Annotated in this window: 19 protein-coding genes; 4 read left to right on the top strand and 15 right to left on the bottom strand. The window is 59.1% G+C overall.

The genetic code is table 11. The annotated features are described in order from the left end of the window. Nucleotides 1-64: 64 nt before the first annotated feature. Nucleotides 65-2,041: a L,D-transpeptidase family protein gene (locus tag IG617_RS20840; RefSeq protein ID WP_192111173.1), complete on the top strand. Its 1,977-nt coding sequence runs from the start codon at nt 65-67 to the stop codon at nt 2,039-2,041. A gap of 108 nt (nt 2,042-2,149) precedes the next feature. Here the strand turns inward: IG617_RS20840 and IG617_RS20835 are convergent, their stop codons facing one another. The 15 genes from IG617_RS20835 to IG617_RS20765 form a co-directional block, all read right to left on the bottom strand. Next, the gene (locus tag IG617_RS20835) at nt 2,150-3,337 is read right to left on the bottom strand and encodes a zinc ABC transporter substrate-binding protein (protein WP_254170666.1); all 1,188 of its coding nucleotides are present in this window, start codon (nt 3,335-3,337) and stop codon (nt 2,150-2,152) included. A gap of 177 nt (nt 3,338-3,514) precedes the next feature. Further along, entirely contained in the window at nt 3,515-4,534 is a 1,020-nt protein-coding gene (gene galE, locus IG617_RS20830; protein ID WP_192111172.1) for a UDP-glucose 4-epimerase GalE, read from the bottom strand. A 101-nt stretch (nt 4,535-4,635) separates the two neighbouring features. After that, nucleotides 4,636-6,465, bottom strand: coding sequence for a V-type ATP synthase subunit A (locus IG617_RS20825; protein ID WP_192111171.1), 1,830 nt, complete (start codon nt 6,463-6,465; stop codon nt 4,636-4,638). Further along, nucleotides 6,462-7,184, bottom strand: coding sequence for a hypothetical protein (locus IG617_RS20820; protein WP_192111170.1), 723 nt, complete (start codon nt 7,182-7,184; stop codon nt 6,462-6,464). The genes IG617_RS20825 and IG617_RS20820 overlap by 4 nt, the downstream gene beginning before the upstream one ends. A 4-nt stretch (nt 7,185-7,188) precedes the next feature. After that, nucleotides 7,189-7,890, bottom strand: coding sequence for a hypothetical protein (locus IG617_RS20815; protein WP_192111169.1), 702 nt, complete (start codon nt 7,888-7,890; stop codon nt 7,189-7,191). A gap of 9 nt (nt 7,891-7,899) precedes the next feature. Then, entirely contained in the window at nt 7,900-8,349 is a 450-nt protein-coding gene (locus tag IG617_RS20810; RefSeq protein ID WP_153769282.1) for an ATP synthase subunit C, read from the bottom strand. Next, entirely contained in the window at nt 8,346-10,139 is a 1,794-nt protein-coding gene (locus IG617_RS20805) for a V-type ATP synthase subunit I (protein ID WP_192111168.1), read from the bottom strand. The genes IG617_RS20810 and IG617_RS20805 overlap by 4 nt, the downstream gene beginning before the upstream one ends. After that, a complete protein-coding gene (locus IG617_RS20800) occupies nt 10,136-10,759 on the bottom strand; it encodes a V-type ATP synthase subunit D (RefSeq protein ID WP_192111167.1) in 624 nt (207 codons plus the stop codon). The genes IG617_RS20805 and IG617_RS20800 overlap by 4 nt, the downstream gene beginning before the upstream one ends. Further along, on the bottom strand, nt 10,759-12,141 hold the full coding sequence (locus IG617_RS20795) for a V-type ATP synthase subunit B (RefSeq protein ID WP_192111166.1): 1,383 nt from the start codon (nt 12,139-12,141) through the stop codon (nt 10,759-10,761). The genes IG617_RS20800 and IG617_RS20795 overlap by 1 nt, the downstream gene beginning before the upstream one ends. Before the next feature lie 99 nt (nt 12,142-12,240). Further along, nucleotides 12,241-13,173: a carbamate kinase gene (gene arcC / locus IG617_RS20790; RefSeq protein ID WP_192111165.1), complete on the bottom strand. Its 933-nt coding sequence runs from the start codon at nt 13,171-13,173 to the stop codon at nt 12,241-12,243. Between the two features lie 2 nt (nt 13,174-13,175). Then, complete coding sequence (gene argF, locus IG617_RS20785; RefSeq protein ID WP_192111164.1) at nt 13,176-14,177, bottom strand: ornithine carbamoyltransferase; 1,002 nt, start codon at nt 14,175-14,177, stop codon at nt 13,176-13,178. 39 nt (nt 14,178-14,216) lie between these two features. Next, a complete protein-coding gene (gene arcA / locus IG617_RS20780) occupies nt 14,217-15,449 on the bottom strand; it encodes an arginine deiminase (protein ID WP_192111163.1) in 1,233 nt (410 codons plus the stop codon). 1 nt (nt 15,450) lies between these two features. Beyond that, on the bottom strand, nt 15,451-16,875 hold the full coding sequence (locus IG617_RS20775) for an amino acid permease (protein WP_209008668.1): 1,425 nt from the start codon (nt 16,873-16,875) through the stop codon (nt 15,451-15,453). Nucleotides 16,876-16,915: 40 nt separating this feature from the next. Then, the gene (locus IG617_RS20770) at nt 16,916-18,316 is read right to left on the bottom strand and encodes a YfcC family protein (protein ID WP_192111162.1); all 1,401 of its coding nucleotides are present in this window, start codon (nt 18,314-18,316) and stop codon (nt 16,916-16,918) included. Between the two features lie 306 nt (nt 18,317-18,622). Beyond that, on the bottom strand, nt 18,623-19,513 hold the full coding sequence (locus IG617_RS20765; protein ID WP_192111161.1) for a LysR substrate-binding domain-containing protein: 891 nt from the start codon (nt 19,511-19,513) through the stop codon (nt 18,623-18,625). Nucleotides 19,514-19,668: 155 nt separating this feature from the next. On the opposite strand from IG617_RS20765, the gene IG617_RS20760 reads away from it, so the two are divergent. From IG617_RS20760 to IG617_RS20750, 3 genes are read left to right on the top strand one after another with little or no spacing between them, the layout of a single operon-like run. Next, nucleotides 19,669-21,285 carry a GMC family oxidoreductase gene (locus IG617_RS20760; protein WP_192111160.1) on the top strand — a complete coding sequence of 539 codons (1,617 nt, stop codon included), beginning with the start codon at nt 19,669-19,671 and terminating at the stop codon, nt 21,283-21,285. A 21-nt stretch (nt 21,286-21,306) separates the two neighbouring features. Next, nucleotides 21,307-22,515, top strand: coding sequence for a mandelate racemase/muconate lactonizing enzyme family protein (locus tag IG617_RS20755; protein WP_192111158.1), 1,209 nt, complete (start codon nt 21,307-21,309; stop codon nt 22,513-22,515). A 32-nt stretch (nt 22,516-22,547) separates the two neighbouring features. Continuing rightward, nucleotides 22,548-23,978 (top strand): aldehyde dehydrogenase family protein, encoded by a 1,431-nt coding sequence (locus tag IG617_RS20750; protein WP_192111157.1) that lies wholly within the window; start codon nt 22,548-22,550, stop codon nt 23,976-23,978. Nucleotides 23,979-23,985 lie beyond the last annotated feature (7 nt).

Genomic DNA, 23,985 nt, shown 5'->3' with positions numbered 1-23,985 from the left:
TGAACGCCGTTTTGGCCGGCCATTTCAGGCTCGGCAAACGGCCTTTCGATCAAGGCGAAACGAAATGAACAGCTTGGCACCATGTGACCTGACAAAAGCCCACAATGTGCGAGATGGAGAGCCGCCCGAGGCTGGCCGCCGAAACCGGCTCGCCTCTGCCTTGCTTGCCAGCGTCCTGTCCGTTGGCGTTTCGGGTGTTATGCTGCCCCTGTCGGTCTCCGACGCAGACGCCCAGGGCCTCTTCCAGCGCCTCTTCAATCCGGAAGGTGCACGCCTGCGTGAACTCAAGGCGAAAGAGGAGCTGGAGCGCAAGAAGGCGATCAAGGTTCGCGTCTCCGCGCCCAGATATTTCACCTACAAGCCCGATCGCCTGAAGAGTGTGTCGCTGGCCGATCTGTCCAAGGTCAACACTGCTGCGGTTGAGGCACCGGCGACGGATGCTGGCACCGGGCAAGAGACTGTCAGCGAATTGGACAGCGCCTCAATCGTCCTGACCCCGTTCGATGAAGCGCGTCCTGCTCTCAAGTCCATGTCGATCGAGGCTTTGCCGGAAGTGGCGGAAGGCCTGAAGGCGTTTTACCGCGAGCACCCCAATTTCGTCTGGATCCAGGACGGTGCTCCGACGCCCAAGGCGATGGAAGCGCTTCTGGCGCTTGCAAGCGCCGCGGATTTTGGTCTCGACAGCACGGATTACCAGGTCGCATTGCCGGATCTCATGGGTCTTGCAGGCGCCGAACGGGATGCCTCAGTCATGGCATTCGAAATGCAGCTGACGTCTGCGGTCATGACCTACATTCTTGATGCCGAGCGTGGCCGTGTCGATCCCAATCGGATTTCCGGCTATCACGACCTGCCAAGACACAAGCCAGACTTGGTCGCGGCAATGGAGCAGATCGTTTCGGCCGCCAATGCGCAGGCGTCTATCGAAGGCCATCAGCCCCAAAGCGCGCACTTCAAGGCTCTGAAAGAGGAGCTGGCCGAACTGCGTGCCCAGGATCAGGAAGAAGACCGGATCGTGATTGCGCCGGGCACCTTCCTTAAGCCGGGCAAGACCAGTCCGGAAATGAAGAATGTTGTCGCTGCCATTGAGAAGAACGGCAGTGATGGGCTGAAGCTGGAACACGCCGCAACGCTCGATGCCTATCAGGACGGCGAGGACTACACGCCGGAACTGGTTGCTCTTGTGAAGTCCTTCCAGAAGGAAAACGGTCTGTCCGCAGATGGGATCGTCGGCAAGAACTCCATTCGGGCCATGGTTGGGGTCACCAATGAAGCCAAGATCTCCAAGGTCGAACTGGCCATGGAGCGCAGCCGTTGGCTGCCTGAGGAGCTGGGCGCGCGCAAGGTCTTTATCAACCAGCCCGCTTTCACCGCGACTTATACAGCTCCGGGTGAAGATCCGCTGTCCATGCGGGTTGTCGTTGGCAAAAAGTCCAATCAGACCAACTTCTTCTACGACACGATCGAGGTGGTTGAATACAACCCTTATTGGGGCGTTCCCTATTCGATCATCGTCAATGAGATGATCCCGAAGCTGGCCAAGGATCCAAGCTATCTCGACCGGTCTGGATACGAAGTGACGACTGTCAGTGGCAAAAAGGTCTCCTCGGCCAGCATTGACTGGTATTCGGTGGCGGCCAAGAAATCTTCTGTGAATGTTCGCCAGTATCCGGGGCGCAGCAATGCGCTTGGTGAGGTCAAGATCCTCTTCCCGAACAGACATCACATCTACATGCACGACACACCGTCCAAGAGCCTGTTCAAAAAGGACATGCGGGCATTCAGCCATGGCTGCATCCGCCTGCATGATCCAAAGGCCATGGCGGCCGCTGTTCTGGGCAAGTCCAAGGATTATGTCTCGACGCGGATCGGTCAGGGCCAGAACGCTCAGGAAAAGGTCGGTGGCGATATTCCGGTCTATGTTTCCTATTTCACGGCCTGGCCGAATATGGACGGCGAGATTGATTACTTCGCCGATGTCTATGATCGCGATCGTTTCCTGATCAAGGCACTTGAGGCGACGGACAAGGCACGCGGATAAGCCCGCAGTCCACAAGAACGTTCCCGTAAAATGAGAAAGGCCGCGTCCCAATCGGACGCGGCCTTTTTTTGTGGCGGTATGCCTATCTGGCTTCGGCAGGATGCTGTCTTAAGACAGACAATCGGTCATCGAATCCGCCGTTTTACGCAGCAGGGCCTCGTAGAGACCCGGACCATTTTCAAGGCCTGTACCGAGGGGATCAAGAATGGCGGTCTTGGCGTTGGATCCCTCCAGGACGACGTCCACGAGCTTGGGTGTGAACTGAGGCTCGGAAAAGACGCAGACAACACCCAGGTCCTTGATGGTCTCACGGACCTCGGAAATCCGGTCGGCGCCGGCAGGGGTTTCCGGATTAAGCGTGATGGCGCCCGCTGCCTGGACCGAGAAACGGTCCTCAAAGTAGTGATAGGCATCATGGAACACGACAAAGGGACGCCCACGAACGCCGGCAAGTTCCTTGTCGATCTCCGCCGTCAGCTCGGTGATCCGCTTTTTCATCGCATCTGCGTTCGCCGCATATGCACCAGCGTTTTCCGCATCGTTTTCCGCAAGCTCTGCCGCGATGACGTCAATCATTGCCAGAGCATTGTTTGGATCGAGCCAGATGTGCGCATCCGTCCCATCGTGGTCATGGTCATCATGGCCCGCGGCATGGTCGTGCCCTTCGTCATGGTCGTCATGACCCTCGGCGTGATCATCATGTTCATCATGATCGTGCTCATCACCGTCTGCATGCTCCTCGTGCTCGTCGCCATGGTCGTCATGATCATCGTGACCATGCGCATGATCATCATCATGGTCCTCGTCGTGCTTGTCATCCGCATGCTCATCATGATCGTCATGATCATCGTGATGATCTTCTTCGCCGTCCTCATGATCGTCATGGTCATGTGCGCCGAAGCCGCCGCTCGTGCGATAGGGCAGGAGTGTCAGTCCGGGCGCTTCCATGAGCTCGATGACCTCTGCATTGCCCGCGACGGACGTCAGGGCCTTGGCAAGGGCCGTCTCCAGACCTTCACCGACCCAGAAGACGAGATCCGCATCCTGCAGCTGGGTCGCTTGTGAGGGTTTCAGCGCGAAGCCATGCGGTGACGCGGCACCATCGATCAGGATGTCAGGCGTTGCGACGCCCTTCATCACACCTGATACCAGGGAGTGTATTGGCTTGATGGTCGTCACGACACGCGGTTCGGCGTGGGCAAAGGATCCGGCCAGAAGTGTGGTGGCAAACAGACCTGCGGCGACCAGGGCTTTTCTACCGGGCAGCTTCGCGAAGCGGGGATTTGAAGCGGACAAGGGACTCTCCAACGAATGTCACGTTATTTCATAACATGTAACTAAGTAACATCGCGGGCAGGTGTTCGCAAGGCGGAGATTATTCGAATCGTGCGCGTCTTTCCGTCGCGACGACTCTTTAAAAGACGCCTGGATCAGAGGGTAATTTCTGGTCGATCTGGAGGACGATTGCGGTCACTACTCATACCCCTTGGGGTTCTTGCAAACCCAATTCCAGGTGTCGTGACACATGGCTTCCAGATCTTTCTGCGCCGTCCAGGAGAGCTTTTCATCCGCCTTGCTCGTGTCGGCATAACACTCGACGACATCGCCTTCACGGCGCGGCGCGATCGTGTAGGGGATGCTCTTGTTGGAAGACCGTTCAAACGCCTTGACCATCTGCAGCACCGAATAACCATTGCCCGTGCCAAGATTGACGGTCAGGCAATTGTCCGCACCGGTCAGATTGGCAAGCGCTTCGTGGGCTTTCAGGTGCCCTTCCACCAGGTCGACCACATGGATGTAGTCGCGAATACCGGTGCCGTCGGCAGTGTCATAGTCGTCGCCAAAGACAGAGAGCTGCTCGCGCCGGCCATCAGCCACCTGGGTGATAAAGGGCATGAGATTGTTAGGTATGCCGAGCGGGTTTTCCCCGATCAGACCGCTTGAATGGGCACCGACAGGGTTGAAATAGCGCAGGATCGTGAACCGCCACTTCGGGTCGCTCGCCGCCAGATCGCGCAGCATTTCCTCGACCATAAGCTTGGTTCGCCCATATGGGTTGACCGGGCCAGTCGGGTGACTTTCGGTCAGAGGCAGAAACTGGGGTTCGCCGTAAACCGTTGCGGAAGAAGAGAAAATCAGCCGGTGAACACCAACGGTCTCCATGGCGCTCAAAAGGCTGTGGGTGCCAATGACGTTGTTCTCATAGTACTCAAGCGGCTTGGCGACGGATTCGCCGACGGCCTTGAGGCCTGCAAAATGCACGACGGCGGTGCATTTGTAGCGGGTCATGATGTCTTCGAGGGCCGAACGGTCACGAATGTCCGCCAGTTCGTATTTGACCGTCTGCCCGGTGATCGCCTCAACGCGTTTCAGGCTTTCTGAGCGGGAATTGCTCAGGTTGTCAACGACAACGACATCGTGGCCGGCTTCCAGAAAGGTGACGCAGCAATGGGACCCGATATAGCCAGCGCCGCCAGTAATCAAAATTGTCATTCTAAAACAAACCCTTGGGCACCAGAAAACGGAGCATTTGTAAAACCGCCGAGAGCAAGTGCCGAACCGCGCCGGCGCCGATTTTCAGCTGTGCCGCAAACTTATTGCGCAGTCGGCAGGTTGCCGACAAGGGTTTTGATCTGGGAAATCAGCCCATTGCGTTCCTTGGAGCCGTCTGCAGCATAATTGAGGTTCTTGAACAGGGAGGTCAGTTCGGTGAAGGACTTGCGCACCGAATCCTTGTCGTTGAACGCGAAATCCCGCGTTGCGATCTGATAGACCAGATCGAATGTTTCCTGCTGACGGGCAAGAGGCGCTGACGCATCAACATCGTCGAATGCATCCTGCTGAAGGTAGACCATATCCAGGAACAGGGCCTTTTGCTGAACGACAAAGTCGTCCGTCGAAATGCCTTCTTCGCCTGTGACCTGCATCATTCGGCTGATTTCGTCGCCTCGTCCGAGCAGTTCAATCATCTCCTCAACACGTGCGACCCAGTCCGGGCCAATGTTCTCCTGATACCAGTCGCCAAGCTGTGCGTGATAGCGGGACCAGGACAAAAGTGGGTCGACGGCCGGGTAAAAGCGCTTGTAGGCCCGCTCGGCCGATAGACCGAGGAACGTCTTGACGGTGCCAAGGGTCGACTGGGTAACGGGTTCCTCGAAGTTGCCGCCGGCAGGAGAAACGGTGCCGATCATGGTCAGGCTGCCGGTCTCGCCCTCGGCATTGGTCAGGACGCCGGCGCGCTCATAGATGCCCTTGATCGCCGAATCCAGATAGGCCGGGAAGGCTTCTTCGCCTGGAATTTCCTCAAGCCGGCCAGAGGTTTCACGCATGGCCTGCGCCCAGCGCGAGGTACTATCTGCAATCAACAGCACGTCAAAACCCATCTGCCTGTAATATTCGCCGAGCGTGATGCCCGTGTAGATCGACGCCTCGCGCGCGGCCACCGGCATGGACGAGGTGTTACAGATGATGACCGTTCGATCCATCAGCGTGCCATCGCCGGATGGATCGGACTGTTGCGGAAACTCGGTGATCGTCTCCACGACTTCACCCGCACGTTCACCGCAGGCCACGACGATCACGATATTGACCGCGGAAAACCGCGAAATCAGCGACTGCAACACTGTCTTTCCGGCGCCGAATGGACCGGGAATACAGCCCATGCCGCCGCGTGCAATCGGGAAGAACGTATCGATCAGGCGCAAGGTGGTGATCAGCGGCTCGGAGGGATAGAGCCGTTCACTCTGACCGGCTGAGACCATGGCGTCCGGTATGGCGCGGCGAACCGGCCAGTGCTGGACCATGGTCAAATCCCGTGTCTGACCGCGATCATCCTTCAGCGTCACAACGATCTCGTCGATTGTGTAGCTGCCTTCGCGCACACGCTCGACCGACCATTTTCCCTTGAGCGAGAAGGGGACCATGATCCGGTGCTCAAAGCGCCCCTCAGGCACCTTGCCAAGCACATCGCCGGCCCGGACCTGGTCGCCGGATTTTACCGCCGGTTCGAAGGACCACTTGCGGGCTGTGTCGAGCGCATTGGTCAACACGCCTCGCGGCAGGAAAAATCCGTGCTGAGCGGCGATATCCGCAAGAGGGTTTTGCAGGCCGTCAAAGACGGTGCTCAGAAGGCCAGGTCCGAGGGCGACCGACAGCATCTCGCCGGTCTGGATGACTTTGTCGCCAACCCGCACACCGCTTGTGCTTTCAAACACCTGGGCTTCTGCCGTCTTGCCGCGCACACGCAGCACTTCGGCCTTCAGATACTCCGTTGGACGGCCTTCACGTTCAGGTCCGTGGGGAATGATGTAGACCACCTCGTTCTTGATCAGAGGGTGGTCTGCGAGCGGTGCAAGCGTCACCAGATCGTCCTGGACGGCGATGATCTCTGCGCTCGGGTCTGGCAACGTCACATGGCTGGTCATGAAAGGACCTCCTCGGGGCGCGGGTTCTCGCGCGCGGTATCTGCAGCTGTTGGGGGCGTCAGGATGTCGCCGACAAGGGTTTCAAGACGTTCACGCGCTGCGTCGGTGCTGTAGCGCGACCAACGCTCGACGATGACCCAGCGCAGGACGTAGATGACGATGGCCTCGAAATCGAAATCATGACCGGCGCCATGGTGGTCCAGTTGCGAAAAGACTTCGCCAAGCACGAGACGTTCCATGGCGATGTGCTCGCCGGCCTGGATCAGCCGGTTGGCCTCGGATATCCAGGGCATGAAATGCGACAGGCCGAAACCCGGGTCTGTCCAGTGGGTCTCAATCTGGCGGCACCAGCGCCCAAAGCCCCACTCGGATATCGTTCCGGCATCCTCTTGCCCGTCATGCCGGAGCCGAAGTGCCGCGATCGCCGTGCGTGTTTCCATCCGGGCGCGAACAAGATCCTGAAGTGTCGGATTGTCCTTCAGATCATCAATGACCACTCTCGCCAGTCGAATGACGTCCTGGTCATTTGCAAAGCGGGCAACGCCCGACCATGCCGTCACCTCGATCACCCGGTTGAGCAGGCGTTGGTGTTCGGGCGACAGCATCTTGACGCGCTGCTTCAGACGAAACTCTGACAGCGGCACCTTTGCCTGGGAAAACAGGCTCCCAAGGTGCGGCAGGCTGGTGGCGAGGGTGATATAGCGGAAGCGCTCGGACATGGGCTTAGCGAAGAACCCCTTCCATGATCGCGCGCAGACGCGGTTGCAGGTGCTGGGTCAGAAGCGAGGCAATCGCTTCCGTGGTCAGATCGATGCTGACGTCCCGGTCCTGAACCTTGATCTTGATCCCGTCAAAGCCGGGCGCGCTGGAAAAAGTTACGCCCTTGCGCAGCACGTCACCGGCCAGCGCGATGGCGAAATGGGTGAGGGTGCCGGGCTCCACCGCTTCTGGCGACTGCTTCAGCTCCTCGAACGTCACGATGCGATCAGGCAGGCTGATCTCGATCTTGTCGTGCGCGCCGATGGCCGCCGCTTCGTGCGCCTTTCCGGCCATGGCGATAATGAGCTTTTGCAGAAAGGCCTCATCGCTGAGGGTCGAGGATACGAGGCGTCCTGCTTCGTCCTGTATTCGGCTTTCGAGTTCATTGCGTAGATTGAGCACAAGATCGCGTGCCGCGATCTGCAGACTGTCGCGGGTGGCGGCCTGCTCCTTTTCCGCCTCGGTCCGCGCCTTCGTCAGGATTGCGTTCGCTTCGGCTTCCGCGCGCGCGACGATGTCATGCGCCTTGGCTTCCGCGTTGGCCAAAAGGGCGTCCGCCTCGGCCTGGCCTGCCGAAATGCCCTCGCTCTTGAGGCGGTCGATCAGGGCCTGGACGCCGGCACCTGCCGGATTTTCTGCGGCTGTCAGCTTGTCTTGCTGGGTCATCAGGGCCTCCTAGCCGGGTATGGATCCGGCAAGAACCAGGGCGAACACCAAGGCGAAGACTGAAAAGCCTTCCAGCACTGCCGCCGGCGCAAGCGAAACGCCGAAAATCTCGGGCTTGGCCTTGGAGGCGTGAATGGCCGAGGCGAGAACCTCGCCCTGGCGCACGCCGGTGAAAAGCAAGGCAAAGCCGGAGAGAATCCCGATGCCGAATGTGGCTGCACCGATTTCCGCCGTCATGGCGTCATGCTGCAGGGTGAACATGATGACGATGCCGTAGATCACCTGCGAGGACGGCATCAGCGAGACGCCGATGAACCGGCCATAGCCGCCATCCGTATCGAGCATCGCACCGATTGCGGCGCTGCCGCCCAGGGCACAACCCCAGGCGCTTCCGATGGCTCCCAGGGCGACCGGTGCGTATAGCCCGAACCATCCAAGGGCGAGTACGAATTCGTTCACAAGCCTGACTCCTCTTTCTTGAACGGACGGAAGGGCGTGCCCTCATCCTTCAAACCCCAGTTGAAAAATTCGATGACATTCAGCCTCAGGCCATGGACGACGCCCGCAATCAGCCCGAGGCCTATGTTGATGGCATGGCCAACGGCCAGCACCATGATCGCGATCAGGAGGCCGATGCCGGGCACTGCGTGCAGCAGTTGACCCGAGAGATCGTTGATGGTTGATGCCAAAGAAGCCGCCGCCAATCCGAGTGCGAAAAGACGCATGTAGCTAAGCACATCGGAGAAAATGTTGACGATTCTCGCCAGCCCGGCAAAGGCATCGAACAGCCGAAGCCCCGCACTCTTGATCGAGTCCACCTTGCGGTCGCTTGCGAAAAAACCGACGCAAAGCAGGCCCGCAACGATCATGACCGGGCCGAGCGTCGCGAACAGCGTTTCGGCTCCGAGGAATGTGCAAAGGCCGCCGATGGCGACAAGGGACCATCCGATCGGAACCGCGCGGTCGCTCATGCTGCTGCCGTGAAGGGCGCGCACCACATTGGCCAGCGTGATGTGAACGACGCCGATCGTGAGCGTGATCTTCATCATGGTGTCGACATCGTCCAGCTGCATGACCTTCAGCTGCGCCAGCAGGCTGCCTGGCGGCGGTGAAATGCCGAAATAGCTACCGGTGAGCACGCCGAACGCCGTGGTCGAGACCATCAACCACACGGACATGGTCCACATCCGCAGAGCTCCAGGAGATGTGCCGAAGCGCTTTTTAAACAGATAGAGCGCGCCAAGCAGCAGCAAGCCGTAGCCGGCGTCGGTCATGATCATGCCGAAGAAGAGGATGAAGGACAGATAGACGATGATCGACGGGTCCCAGTCCCGGTAGCCGGGCGTCTGATAAAATTGGACCAGATCTTCGCCTGCCGCGAGAGAGGGCGGGTTTGCGAGAAGCGTTGGCGGGTAGTCGTCCTCCGCCGGGTCCTCGATATGGGCGGCAATGCCAAGTTGCTTACAAAGCGAGCTGATGTCGGCTTCTTCAGCTGAGGGAGCCCAGGCCTGCAGGACAAAAATGCGTTCGTCGTCTGCCGTCTCCAGAGCCGCGCGTCCGCGTGCGGCCCGATCCCGGGCATCTGCCAGATGCTGATCCAAAAGGCCGCGCCATTTTGTCAGTGCATGGCGTTCCAGTTCCAGGCCTTCAAGGCGGACTTCAGTTTGCTCCAGCCGGTGTTCCAGCTCTAAAAGCGACACCTCGCCCACATGAACGCGCGGCACGGGCATCGCATCAAGCGGTGGCTCGTCAGGATCCAGCAACACCACATAGGCGCGGTACTTGTCCTGATGAACGATTTCCATGATCTTGTCGGACGGATCGATGGCCTTAAGCTTGGCGGTCGGGACCACATAGAACCAGAGCCGGTAGTCGCCGATTTCCGACAAATCAGCGAAATCAAACTGCCCCCAGGGCCGCACGTCCTTGATCCGGCGAACCAGCTTCGCGCGCTTGTCCTCGCAGGCCTTGAAATTGGACTTGTTGAGCAGCGTTTGCTCGACAATCTGAGGAAGGTCGAAGTCGTCGGGATCAGTGGTTGGCCGGCGCTGTGCCGGCGCGTCAGTAAGCCACCGGAGCGCTTCAACCGCTTCACGGCCTGTACCGCTTGGAATCGCCTCCAGATCCCGCTGTGCTGGCGTCAGCGGAATAAGGTGGAAGCGACCAAAGGCCTGCGTCGCCTCCAGAACCTGCTCCTTGTCCTCCAGGATGCCGATCAGGCTGACCTTTTTAAGCGCCGTGATGGTCATAGCTCGGCCATCCTTTCTTCGGCGGCCCGTGCGGCGGTCTTGCGCTTCGAGATCTTGGCGCGCACGACGGCATCGCGTTCCGCGTCGGCCATGGCCATGCGGATTTTCTTGATGTTCTTCTCAGCCTGGGGGATCAGGACCTTCTCGAACAGGTTGACCCTGCGCGAGATGACCGCCTCCGCCTCGATCAGCAGGTCCAGCCTCTCGCGCGCCACGTCGCGCTTCAAGTTGAAGGTGACGAGGTCCTTCAGGGCCTTGACCACTGGATCGACCCAATGCGGCCGTGCAAGGCGCGAGTAAGGCGCTGTCTCGATTTCAACCTCACCAAGCGTTGGCAGGATCGTGCCTGACAGGTTCTGACTGCCGCGCTCCACGTTCTGGAGGCTAATCAGGCCATCGAGGGGAACCTGTTCATTGGCCAGCATGGGAATGCTGTCGGCAATCTGGCTGAAGAGCTGAGAGTATTCCTTGTCGAGCCGTGCAACGGCCTCCTTTGCCTTCGCGCGCTCGGCCATCATCTGCAACCGCTTGAGCTCAAGCGACGGCAGAAAACGCCGGAACTCGGCGAGCTGCGACGTCTCGCGGGCCAAAGAGGACTTGTTGAGCGCAAGCTTTGCCATCAGGCTGCTTCCTCAGGCGGTTCCGTGGTTTTGAGATCTGTTTTTTGCGATCCCGTCTTGGGGAAATAGGTATCGATCAGACCCTGTTTCATTAGCAGCTGGCCCGGCTCGAAACACTCCGCCAGTGTTTGCCAGCAAAGGTCGAGCGCTTCCTCCAGCGGCATCGAAACGTCAATATCCATGAAGCGCTCTCGGAACAAGGTACCGAATTTCAGGAGCTGATGGTCATAGTCGGACAGCTCAAACGCCATCGACTGCTTCTGTTCGGCGTCCCGGGCACCGGAATAGAGGCGGATCATCGTGTTCATGATCTGATTGTGGTCTTCGCGGGTGACCTTGCCGATGACATGCTGCTTGAGGCGTGAGAGCGACCCGAATGGATCCAGGACGCCACTGTGCAGATAGAACTGCCCCTCGGTGATATAGCCGGTGTTGTCGGGCACCGGATGGGTCAGATCGTTGCCCGGCATGGTCGTGACGGTCAGGATCGTCACAGAACCGGAGCCTCTGAAATCACAGGCTTTTTCATAACGGCGTGCCAGCTGCGAATAGAGATCGCCGGGGTAGCCGCGGTTTGCGGGAACCCGCTCCATGGCGATCGAGACTTCCTTCAAGGCGTCAGCAAAGGCGGTCATGTCGGTCATCAACACAAGGACGCGCTTGCCTTCCTCGACCGCGAATTTTTCAGCCACTGCCAGCGCCATGTCCGGCACCTGCAGGCGTTCGACCACAGGATCGGAGGCCTGATTGACGAACATGACGGTTCTGGGGAAAACGCCGGCGTCCTCGAACTGCTTTCGGAAGAAGGCGTAGTCGTCGAAGATCAGCCCAAGCCCGCCGAAGATGACAATGTCGGCATCGGCCTGGATCCCGATCCGCGCGAGAAAGGCGTTATAGGGTTCCCCGGAAACGGAGAAGATCGGGATCTTCTGGCTTTCAACAAGACAGTTGAAGATATCGATCATGGGAACATCGGTGCGGATCATGCGCGAGGCTAGAACACGCTTCATCGGATTGGCCGAAGGCCCGCCAATTGGCACTGTTGGATCACCGGAAAGACCAGGGCCGCGGTCGATCGGCTGGCCGGCGCCATCGAAGACCCGGCCGAGAATATTGTCGGAATAGGTCACCTTGGCTGCTTCTCCGAGGAACCTGACCGACGCGTTGTTGGCCAGTCCCTTGGTGCCGGAGTTGACCTGAAGCGAGACCATGTCGCGGTCGATGCTGATGACCTGGGCAAGAGACGTTGAGCCGTCCCCGGTCTCCACAAGGGCGAGATCGCCGAGACAGGGCCGACCCTCGCTGGCCTTCCGATCCGCAGAAACCTTGATCCGGATGATGTCGCCGACAATATCGACAATCCGGGTATGGGATACCAGCATCGCTTTCCCCTCTTTCTCCGGCGCTCGCTGATGCCCAATGGGCGCGAGCCTCAGGAGTAGCTTAACTCGATCTGGCCCCGCTTTGGGCCAGAAATGCAATCAGCCGTGGTAGGCGATCTCTCCAGCGTCCACGGCGATGGTTGTTCCCTTGGTGCCGGCAATGGCATCCGCCACATCTGCAAGGGCGCAGATGATGCACTTCTCGCCGGTGGCCCTCGCAAAATCCTGTGCTGCCTCAACCTTCGGCCCCATGGAACCGGCCGGGAAATCAAAGGCATCCATGGCATCTGGCGTTGCGCGCTGGATCGCCTTTTGATCTGCAGTGCCCCAGTCCAGATAGACAGCATCCGCATCCGTGGCCATGACAAAGACATCGGCTTCAATGTCTTTTGCCAGGAGCGCCGAACAGCGGTCCTTGTCGATCACGCATTCAACCCCGGTCAGCTTGCCATCCGATCCATACATGGTCGGAATTCCGCCGCCGCCGGCGGCAATGACGATCGTGCCTTCCGAAAGCAGCCAGCGGATCGGGCGGACCTGGAAAATCCGCTTGGGCAAGGGCGAGGGGACCACACGGCGCCATTTGTCGCCGTCCGGCTTTACGCTCCAGCCTTTTTCCGCGGCCATCTTGTCGATGGTTTCCTTGTCGTAGACGGGGCCGATGAATTTGGTCGGATCCTGAAAGGCGGAATCTTTCGGGTCGACCTCGACCATGGTCAAAAGCGTTGCCAAAGGCTTTTCGATCGGCAGAAGATTGCCGAGCTCCTGCTCGATCATGTAGCCGATCATGCCTTCGGTCTCTGCGCCAAGAACGTCGAGCGGATATTCCTCGACTTCCGTGTAGGCGGCTTCCTGAAGGGCCAGAAGTCCGACCTGGGGCCCGTTGCCGTGGGTGACCACCAGTTCTTCCGCCGCACCGATGGGCGCAAGCGCTTCGGCGGCGGTGCGCGCGTTCTCACGCTGGTTGGCCGCGGTCATCTCCTGACCCCGGCGCAAAAGCGCGTTGCCTCCAAGGGCGACCACGATCCTCATGGTCAATTCCCCAGCGTCGCGACCAGAATGGCCTTGATCGTGTGCATGCGGTTTTCAGCCTGCTCGAACGCGACATTCATGTGCGATTCAAACACTTCCTCCGTCACTTCCATCTCGGAAATTCCGAACTTCTGGAAGATGTCCTCACCGACCTTCGTGTCCCGGTTATGGAAAGCGGGCAGGCAGTGCATGAACTTGACGTTCGGGTTGCCGGTGCCTTTCATGACGTCCATGTTGACCTGATAGGGAGTCAGCAGCTTGATCCGGGTTTCCCAAACATCGGCGGGCTCGCCCATGGAAACCCAGACATCCGTGTGGATGAAATCAACGCCCTTGGTGCCTTCGGCAACGTCCTCGGTGATCGTCAGCCGCGCGCCATATGTGTCGGCGGTTTCCTGAGCGGTCTTGATCAGGTCCTCGGTTGGCCAGTTCTCCTTGGGCGCAACGATACGTACATCGCAACCCATGATCGCGCCGAGCATCATCAGCGAGTGCCCCATGTTGGAGCGCGCATCGCCGAGGTAGGCGTAGGAAATCTGCGTGCGCGGCTTGTCCGCGTGCTCGACCATGGTGAGCATGTCGGCCAGCATCTGGGTCGGATGCCAGTCGTCCGTCAGTCCGTTGTAGATCGGCACACCGCTGAATTCTGCCAGTTCTTCGACCATCTTCTGGCCGGAACCGCGAAACTCGATGCCGTCGAACATGCGACCGAGGACACGGGCCGTGTCCTTCATGGACTCCTTGTGGCCAATCTGGGATCCCGATGGATCCAGATAGGTGATGTGCGCGCCCTGATCGTGGGCTGCAACCTCGAAGGCGCAGCGCGTACGTGTTGAGGTTTTTTCAAAGATCAGGCAGATGTTCTTGCCGTTCAGAACCGGCTGCTCGGAGCCTGAATATTTTGCCCGCTTCAGATCCCTTGCGAGATCAAGCAGGTAAAGCATCTCCCGCTGGGAGAAATCGAGGATCTTGAGATAACTGCGACCTTTGAGATTGAACGCCATTTTATCCTCCGTTGGCTTTTTGAAAGCCCTGTCTGAAAATCAATATGCGGGATCGCGTGCGATGGGGCAGGTCATGCAATGTCCGCCGCCACGGCCCCGGCCGAGCTCGGAACCGGAGATCGTGATGACCTCTATGCCGGCCTTGCGCAAAAGTGTGTTGGTATGGGTGTTGCGGTCGTAGCCGACGACCACACCGGGTGCGAGCGCCACCACATTGTTGCCGTCGTCCCACTGCTCGCGTTCGGCCTGGAACTCGTTGCCGCCCGTGCCGATCACATGCAGGTCATCAAGGCCCAGCGCTTCCTTGTAGACATCAAACAGATGTGCTTCCTCGCGCCGAACATCGACGGCCTGATTGTCGTCACCGGGACGTAGGCTGTAGCAGGTGATCTCGTCGACCACCTCGCGGAACGCCGTGACCTTGTCGTGATCAAGGCAGGAGAACACCGTATCGAGGTGCATGGCCGCGCGGCTCTTGGGCATGGCACAGGCAATCACCCGTTCAGCGCCTTTCTTGGCAAAGAGATTTTCGGCAACCTGTTGCACGGCCTGGCGCGTGGTGCGCTCGCCCATGCCGATCAGGACGACACCCTTGCCGATCGGCATGACGTCGCCGCCTTCCATGCTGGCATGGCCGAAGTCCTCATCGCTGTCGCCCCACCAGATCTGGAAGTCTTCGTCCGTGAACATCGGATGGAACTTGTAGACCGCGCGCTGATAGAGCGTTTCGGGCTTGCGGGCGGGCCAGAACATCGGATTGACCGTGACTCCGCCATACATCCAGCACGATGAATCGCGTTGAAACAGGGCGTTCGGGATCGGGTCCAGGAGGAATTCTGTAGACGCGATCGCCTGCTTGGCCAGGGGCGTCTGCATTTCCTGCGGCAGATCATAAAGGGTGATGCCGCCCATCAGCAGGCGGGCCAGCTTTTCGCCGGGCAGCTCGTCCAGCCAGGGGCGCATGCCACGGGCAAAGCCGGGCCCGACCAGATTGTCGGTGATCCGCCGGTCCAGCACGAAACGCCTGCCTTCGGGAACCTTGTCGAGCATTTCGGCCAGAAGGTCCTGGATGTCGAAGACCTCGACATCATGGGCTTTCATCTTCAGGCGGAAATCGTCGTGATCGACCCGCGCCTTGTGGACCCAGAGCACATCATCGAAGAGCAGGTCGTGACAGTTTCCCGGTGTCAGGCGTTCATGAGCCAGAGATGGCCGGGAGACCATGACCTTTCTGAGCTTGCCGATTTCCGAATGTACACCGAGCGCCGTCATATCAATCTCCAATGGCAGGATTGTTCGAGCTGGAAGACGCGTCGTTGCGCGCTTGTCGCCAGCGGATCAGGGCGTGGACCGGGACGCCGGCGAGGAGCAGCAGGAAGCCGAAAAACACGACGTCCGCGCCCGAGCCGTAGACCGCCCAGATGGAATAGAGAAAACCGACCGCGCCAAGTCCGACGATGCCGGCCAGCCCTGGATCGTTCAGACTGTGTCCGCGCACGACCCGGATCATGATCTCGGCGACGGCGCAAAACGCATAGGGAACCAGACTTGCCATGGTCGCGAGCAGGATGATGAAGGTGAAGGCTTCCACCAGTCCCTTGGAAAAATTCATGATCACGAGCGCGCTTGCCAAAAGGTTCGACACCACGAGTGCATTGGCGGGCGTGCCGCGATCACTGACGCTGGCAAATTCTTCCGGAAAGACCCGGTCGAGGGCAGCGCCATAGGGCACCTGGCCGGACAAGAGTGTGAAGCCGTTCAAGGTGCCGAAGGTCGAAATGATCGCGCCCAGCGCAATCAGCACGCCGCCGACCGGCCCCCACATGGCCATAGCGACATCGGCGAGCGGTGCAGAGGAGGTCGCCAGAAGGTCCTTGGGAAGGACGCCGATGGCGACCACCGTGACGGAGATATAGATCACGGCGGCAAACAGCACGCCGATGATCGTCGCCCGAGGGATCGTGACTTCGGGCCGGTAGACGTTGGCGGACGGCACCGTCGCTGATTCCAGGCCGAGGTAGGCCCAAAGGGTCAGGGCAGCTGTCGCGGAAACAGCGGCATAGTCAGACAGTTCAGAGGTGTTGACTGGCGTGAAGTGGCTTGTGTCCAGCCAGGCCCATCCCAGAATACCAAGCGCCAGCAGCGGCAGGACCTTCAGGACCGTTGTCAGCACCTGAACGAAGCCGGCGCCCTCGATCCCCCGGATGTTGATCATTGTCAGGAACCAGATTGCGGTTAGGGCAACGCCCAGCCCGTAAAGGTTGTTCTCGCCGACCGCCGGAACCACGTAGCCGATGTATCCGACAAAAGCGACGGCTACGGCCGCATTTCCGGACCAAAGCGCGATCCAGTAGCCCCAGGCTATCAGGAACCCGGCAAAGTCGCCGAAAGCTTCCCGTGTGTAGGCATAGGGACCGCCGGGCCGGCTGGTCAGCCGTGCTAGGCGGCCAAAGATCAGTGCGAGGGCAATCGCGCCGAACGAGGTCACCACCCAACCTGCGACGGAAATTGCACCGAAAGGTGCCAGCGCCGCCGGCAGCAGGAAGATGCCGGAGCCGATCATGTTGCCGACCACCAAGGCAATGCAGGCGATCAAGCCAAGCTGACCGGACCGCCGGGGTGCGGTCTCGTCGCTGCTTGCAGATGTTTGCATGCCGATTGGCTGGTTCATCGATTGCCCGTGAATTTCAATTTCCATTGTGTTTGATCAAGTGGCAGGTGTGTTCTCGGGCGCACTCTCAGGCGCTAACGCTGAGAACGATCATGATCATCACCGCGAGGATCGCGAGCAGGGGCCAAGTGAAACGCAGCCATTTGTCGTAAGGCACGCGCCCTATGGCAAGGCCGCCCATGACGACCGCAAAGGTCGGGTTGACCAGGTTCACCAGGCCATTGGCCGATTGATAGGCTGTCACAACCACGTCGCGAGCGACATTTGAGAAATCCGCGAGCGGCGCCATGATGGGCATGGTCAGGACCGCGAGACCGGAGGACGACGGCACGAAGAACGAGAGCGCAACCTCAAGCCAGAACATCACATTGATGAAGGCAATGGTCCCGAGGCCGCTGACCGCCTGTTCCGACCAGAAAAGGATCGTGTCGGTGATCTTGCCCGCATCCATCACGACCACGATTCCGCGCGCCACGCCGATGATCAGGGCGACACCCAGAAGGTCTTTCGCACCGTCAATGAATGTGTCGACAAACTCATGCTCGCCCATGCGTGCCACGAAACCGACAAGGATCGCAGCCGCTAGGAACAGGGCCGACATCTCGCCCATCCACCAGCCGAGCACGGAAACGCCGTAGATCAGCAGCGCAAAGCTCAGCACGAAGATCGTCAGGACGATCTTGTGAGTGGCTGTGAAGTCCAGCAGGCCGTCCTCGTCGCCGCTTTTGAGAAAATGGGCGCGGTTCTTTTCGCGCATGTCAGCGACAAGGGAGTGAGCCGGATCCGCCTTGACCGCCTCCGCGTAGCGCATCACCCAGAACACGCAGGTCAACCAGCCCAGAACAAGGATGATCGCGCGCGCGGCAATGCCGTCGGTGAAGGCGATGTCCGCAGCATTGGCCGCAATGACTGTCGCAAAGGGGTTGATGGTGGAGCCAAGTGTGCCAATGCCGGCACCGAGCATGATGATCGCGACGCCTGTAAGGCTGTCGTAGCCGGCACGGATCATCACCGGAATGATCAAGGCGTAAAAGGCGAGGGATTCCTCTGCCATTCCGTAGATTGTGCCGCCTGCCGCAAAAAAGGCCATGAGGATCGGGATCATCCATTTTTCCCGGCCTTTTAGGGCGGTCATCACCTTCGCGATGCCCGCGTCTATTGCGCCCGTATGGGTCACCACCATCAAAAAGCCGCCGATGATCAGAACGAAGACGGCAACATCGATGGCGTTTGCTTGGCCGGTTTCCGGATTGTAGAGGCCTGCAATCGGCGCCATGAAGACGTCGATGACGCCCTGCTGGTCGCCTTCCACGGTGTGATAGGTGCCAGGAACCGGAACATCGCGTCCAAGGCTCTCACTGAAGGTCCGGTCATATTCCCCGGCGGGAATGATCCATGTGGCGGCGGCAACGAGAACGATCAATGCAAAAAGGATCGTGAAGGCAGTCGGAAATTGAAACTTGCTCATAAAGCATCCCTCCCAGGTGACGCTTAGCGGGTTTCTTTTCAGTCTAAATTCGTCGGTATCAAATCCCGCACTTCATAATTACCCAGTACTGGATCTCGAAAATTGATCGGTGTCAAATATGACTATGAGAAAATGACGTCCGAATGACTTAAAGGAAATTTGATCAGTAGAAATACTTGCATTGATCTGAAAATTATTAATCTCTGAAATGTGACGTGGAACGCGTTGATACGCGTTCCTGCCATCAATTAGCTACCTATGGAACGCGTGAGGTGGTGATGTGACCGTCAGGTTGTGGATGAGCCGTCAGATGGTTTTTTCACGATGCTGTTCGGCCAGCCAATCACAGAACTGAAGCACTTCACGGCGCTTTTGCGCACTGTCATCAACGATCATGAAAAAGCTGCGCGACAGCGGAATCCTGTGGTCGAAGGGGGCGACGAGAACGCCTTGGGCGAGGTAGTTCTCGATGAAACTCTCTGACACGATTGCAGCTCCGGAACCCGCCGCAACCATCTGCAGTGCGATCACCGATGAATCCACTTTCGTACCGCCGATCTCCGGCATGCCTTCGAACCCGAAATGTCTCGCCATCAGGCTCCAATCCGCTTCAGAACCGATGATCTGAACCGCGTGCGCGGCGAGGGCCTCGAAGGACAGATCGCCGGCAAACGATGCAGCAAAATCCGGGTGACAGACCAGCTGTGCGAAACGGTGGCCGAGATGACGAATGTCCTGCTCGGCCCAATCTCCGTGACCGAAACGGATTTCAACATCGATGGCGTCGTCTTCGATTCGATCGGTCCAGACTGCGGTCGTAAGCCTGATGTCGATGTCAGGATGCGTGTCCTGAAACCCCTTCAAGAGCGGGGCAAGGACAAGCGCCGCATAGCTGATCGATGCGCGCACATGCACCGTCCGCTTGGCGTTTGAGGTGAACAATTCGCTGGTCGCGTCCTGCATTTCCGAAAAAGCCTTGCGGATCGGCTGTGCATAGGCGTGTCCCATATCAGTCAGGGCTACACCGCGTGCCATACGCCGGAAGAGTGGCGCGCCGAGATGCTGCTCCAACAGCTTGATCTGTTGACTGACAGCAGCGGGCGTCAGGTTCAATTCCTCAGCCGCCGCCGAAAAACTGCTGTTGCGGGCGGCCGACTCGAAGGCCCGGAGCCAGGTGACGTGCGGAAGCTGTGACATGCCAATCCATCCTCATGGGGCCATCCCGACCCGTGCTGCTTTAGCTTTAAAATATTTATAGCCTCAGTAGTCAAAAGCATTGTTTGTGTTTGGGTGTCGAATTTTGCCTTCTGCCGCCAAGAGGTTTTCAGAAACTCGGTGTCAGCGGGACGATCATGGAATTCGACTACATCGTCGTAGGTGCCGGTTCAGCCGGATGCGTTCTGGCAGACCGTCTCAGCAGATCGCCGGGGACGAGAGTGCTTGTCATCGAGGCTGGCGGCTCGGACGCCAGGTTCTGGATCAAGGTTCCGCTTGGCTATGGCTTCACCTTCTCCGACCCGAAAGTGAACTGGTGCTACACGGCCGAGCCGGATGAGGGCGTGAACGGCCGCGAAGCTTACTGGCCCAGGGGCAGGGTCGTCGGCGGGTCCAGCTCGATCAACGCGATGGCCTATGTGCGCGGTCTCAAGCATGACTTCGATGACTGGGAAACCGCCGGAGCAACCGGCTGGGGCTGGGACACCGTCAGGCAGACCTATGAGCGTGTCGAACATCATTGGGAAGGCGGAAGTGCCAGAGGCGATGGGCCGCTGCGCGTTTCCGATCTCAGCGCTCAGATGCATCCCTTTTCCGAAACGTTTTTGAATGCTGCCCGCGATCTTGGCTGGAAAACGCCAGCTGACATGAACGAAGACACCTGTGAGGGCCTGTCCTATTTCCGCAGCACTGTGCGCAACGGTTTCCGGCACTCGGCAGCCGACGCTTTTTTGCGGCCGGCGCTGAAACGCGGGAACGTTCAGCTCATCAAAAACGCACTTGTCGAGAAGCTGACGTTTTCCGGAACCCGGGCAACCGGTGTCCAGTACTGCGTCGGAGGTCAGCAACATGTCGCAACCTGCAAGGGCGAGGTGATCGTCAGTGCGGGCGCCGTGAATTCGCCGCAGCTGCTGCAGCTCTCCGGCCTCGGACCAGCCGATCTCCTGAAGGCACACGGGATCGACGTGGTTCAAAACCTCGGGCAGGTCGGCAAGGGCATGCAGGACCATTTGGCCATCACCCACCATTTTGCTGCAAACAGGCCTACCCTGAACGACCGACTGGGGACTCAGTTCGGCCGGATGATGGTTGGCTTGCAGTATCTTTTGACGCGAAAGGGGCCATTGAGCGTCCCGACCAATCAGGTCGGGGGCTTCATTCGGTCCGATGAAACCCAGATTGCGCCCAACATGCAGGTCTACTGCAATCCTGTCACGAGCTCGACCCGCGCCAAGGGCGTGCCGGAGGTCGATCGGGCATCCGGCTTTGTTCTATGCGTCCAGCCATGCCGGCCAACGAGCCGGGGAGAAGTCTCCATTCGGTCAAATGATCCGGGAGCTGCTCCACGGATCCAGCCCAATTCGCTCTCGACAGAATTTGATCGCTGGGATGCGATCCGCGCAGGCAGACTGCTTCAGAGCCTGGCGCGAGCGCCAGCCATCGCGCAGGTTACGCAATCCGCGAAAGAACCGGATATCTCGAGAATGGATGATGCCGCCCTGCTTGAGAATTTCCGCGAAACTGCCCTGACCAATTTTCATCCGACATGCACCTGTCGGATAGGGCGTGACGCAGCGGATTCGGTCCTTGATGCCCGGCTCAAGGTCCATGGCACGCAGGGCCTGCGCGTTGTCGACGCTTCAGCGTTCCCGAATGTGACCTCGGGCAACACCAATGCGCCTACGATCATGTTGGCCATGAGGGCCGCAGATCTTATTCTAGAAGATCAGGCAGCGCGCTCGCGCCAAGCCTGACAACCCCAAACTGGAAACGCCATGAAACTGGAAAAAATCGAAACCTTCGTTGTCGGCAACCCGCCGCCACGACATGGAGGCCGCTATTTCATTTTCGTCCGGCTGACAACGGCTTGCGGCATTTCCGGCGTCGGTGAGATTTACAACGCAACCTTCGGACCCGATCTTTGTGCGGCCATGGCCGTGGATGTCTTCGAGCGCCAGTTTGCGGGCAATGATCCGCACCACATCGAGAAGCTCTGGCGGCGTACCTACGGGGCGGGATTTACCCAGCGGCCAGATGTAACCGTCATGGGGGTCCTAAGCGGGCTCGAGATGGCCTGCTGGGACATCGTCGGCAAGGCCGCGAACAAGCCCGTCTATGAGCTTCTTGGCGGCAAGGTCCACGACAAGCTGCGCAGCTACACCTACCTCTATCCGCCGGAAGGGGATGTTTACCCGGATCCGGACAAGCCCAATGTCTACAATGACCCGGACCTGGCCGCCGAGGTTGCTGTGGAGATGGTCGGCAAGGGCTTTACCGCGGTCAAATTCGATCCTGCGGGTCCATATTCAATTTTTGACGGTCATCAGCCGCGTCTTGAAGATCTTGAGCTCAGCGAACAATTTTGCAAACGCATCCGGGAAGCGGTCGGAACTAAGGCAGATCTTCTGTTCGGCACCCATGGCCAGTTCACGGTTTCCGGGGCAAAGCGCATGGCGCGGCGGCTGGAGAAATATGATCCGCTCTGGTTCGAAGAGCCGACGACACCTGAAAACCCAGCCGATATGGCCGAGATCGCACACTATACGGCGATCCCCATCGCGGCAGGCGAGCGCCTCTGCACCAAGCATGAATTTGCAAGGGTTCTTGAGGTCGGAGCCGCGTCTATCCTCCAGATGAACCTGGGACGTGTCGGCGGGATCCTGGAGGCCAAGAAGATCGCATCCATGGCTGAAACCCGGCAGGCGCAGATCGCACCGCACCTTTATTGCGGACCGGTTGTTGCGGCGGCCAACATCCAGATTGCCACCTGCAGCCCCAACTTCCTGATTCTGGAAAGCATTGGAACCTTCGACGGCGCCTACATGTCCGTCTTGTCTTCACAAATCCAGTGGGAGGACGGGTACATCATTCCGCCCACGGAGCCCGGTCTGGGCATTGAGTTGAACGACGATGTGATCGCCGCAAATCCCTACACAGGCACTGAGTTGCATCTCGGAATGGCACAGGAACAAGTCGTGCCTTGATGCCGTTAAGACGAGATTCAAAAGGAAAAGACATGAAGACTCTGAACAAGTTTTACATTGACGGCGCGTGGGTCGATCCGGCCTCAACCGCGACAATGCCGATCATGAACCCGGCGACAAACAGCCAGATCGGCACCCTGACGCTCGGCAATGCGGAAGATGTCGAACGGGCTGTTGCCGCCGCGACGCGTGCGTTCGAGACATTCTCGCTGACCAGCAAGGCCGAACGGCTTGAGCTGCTAGAGCGGCTGCTTGAGGCCACGCGCGCGCGTATGGAAGATCTGGCTCAGGCGATCACATCTGAAATGGGGGCGCCAATCACCATGTCCCGCGAATCCCAGGCAGATTGTGGCGCCGGTCACCTTGAAGGTTTCATCGCGGCCTTGAAAAGCCAGGAAGAGCGCGAGACCCTGCCCAACGGCGACATTCTGACCCGAGAGCCGATTGGTCCGTGTGGTTTGATCACGCCCTGGAACTGGCCGATCAACCAGATCGCCCTGAAAGTCATCCCGGCTCTAGCAGCTGGCGCGACCTGCGTCCTCAAGCCGTCGGAGCACACACCGCTTTCGGCCACCATTTACGCTGAGATCGTTCATGAAGCCGGTTATCCTGCTGGCGTCTTCAACCTGGTTCACGGCGATGGCCCAACGGTCGGCGCGGCCATGTCCCAGCATCCTGACCTGACCATGATGTCCTTCACCGGCTCGACCCGCGCAGGTGCGTTGGTCAGCAAGGATTCTGCGGCAACCGTGAAACGCGTCACATTGGAGTTGGGCGGAAAATCACCGAATCTCGTCTTTGCCGACAGCGACCTGCCCACACGCGTTGCTGAAGGCGTCGCGACTTGCTTCTACAACACCGGCCAGTCTTGTGATGCGCCGACACGCATGCTCGTCGAACGCTCTTGCTACGATCAAGCGATCGCTCTTGCGGAAGCGGCGGGCAAGGCTCAGGAAGTGGGTGATCCGTCTAAGGAAGGCGATCACATCGGTCCGTTGTTCGACAAGATCCAGTACGACCGGGTTCAGGCCATGATCCAGAGCGGGATCGACGAAGGCGCACGCGTGCTGGTTGGCGGTCTTGGCAAGCCGGAAGGGCTTGAGGATGGCTGGTTCGTCAAGCCGACGATCTTCGTCGATGTGACCCCGGAGATGCGCATTGTCCGTGAAGAGATCTTTGGCCCGGTTCTGGTGATCATGCCCTTCGATGACGAAGAGGACGCCATTCGCATGGCCAATGACACGGAATATGGTCTGGCAGCCTATATTCAGACTGGGGATCCGGAGCGGGCCGAGCGGGTCGTGCGCCGCCTGCGCGCAGGCGGTATCCACATCAATGGCCGCAATGCGGACTATGGATCGCCGTTTGGTGGCTTCAAACGCTCCGGAAACGGTCGCGAGGGCGGTCTTTTCGGGCTCGAGGATTATCAGGAACTCAAGGTTCGCCCGCCCTTCGCGAATTGATGCTGAG

The organism is Roseibium polysiphoniae (assembly GCF_014842925.1).
Classification (GTDB): domain Bacteria; phylum Pseudomonadota; class Alphaproteobacteria; order Rhizobiales; family Stappiaceae; genus Roseibium; species Roseibium polysiphoniae.
The sequence above is the reverse complement of the archived record's forward strand: the minus strand, read 5'-3'. Positions and strand labels throughout refer to the sequence as shown.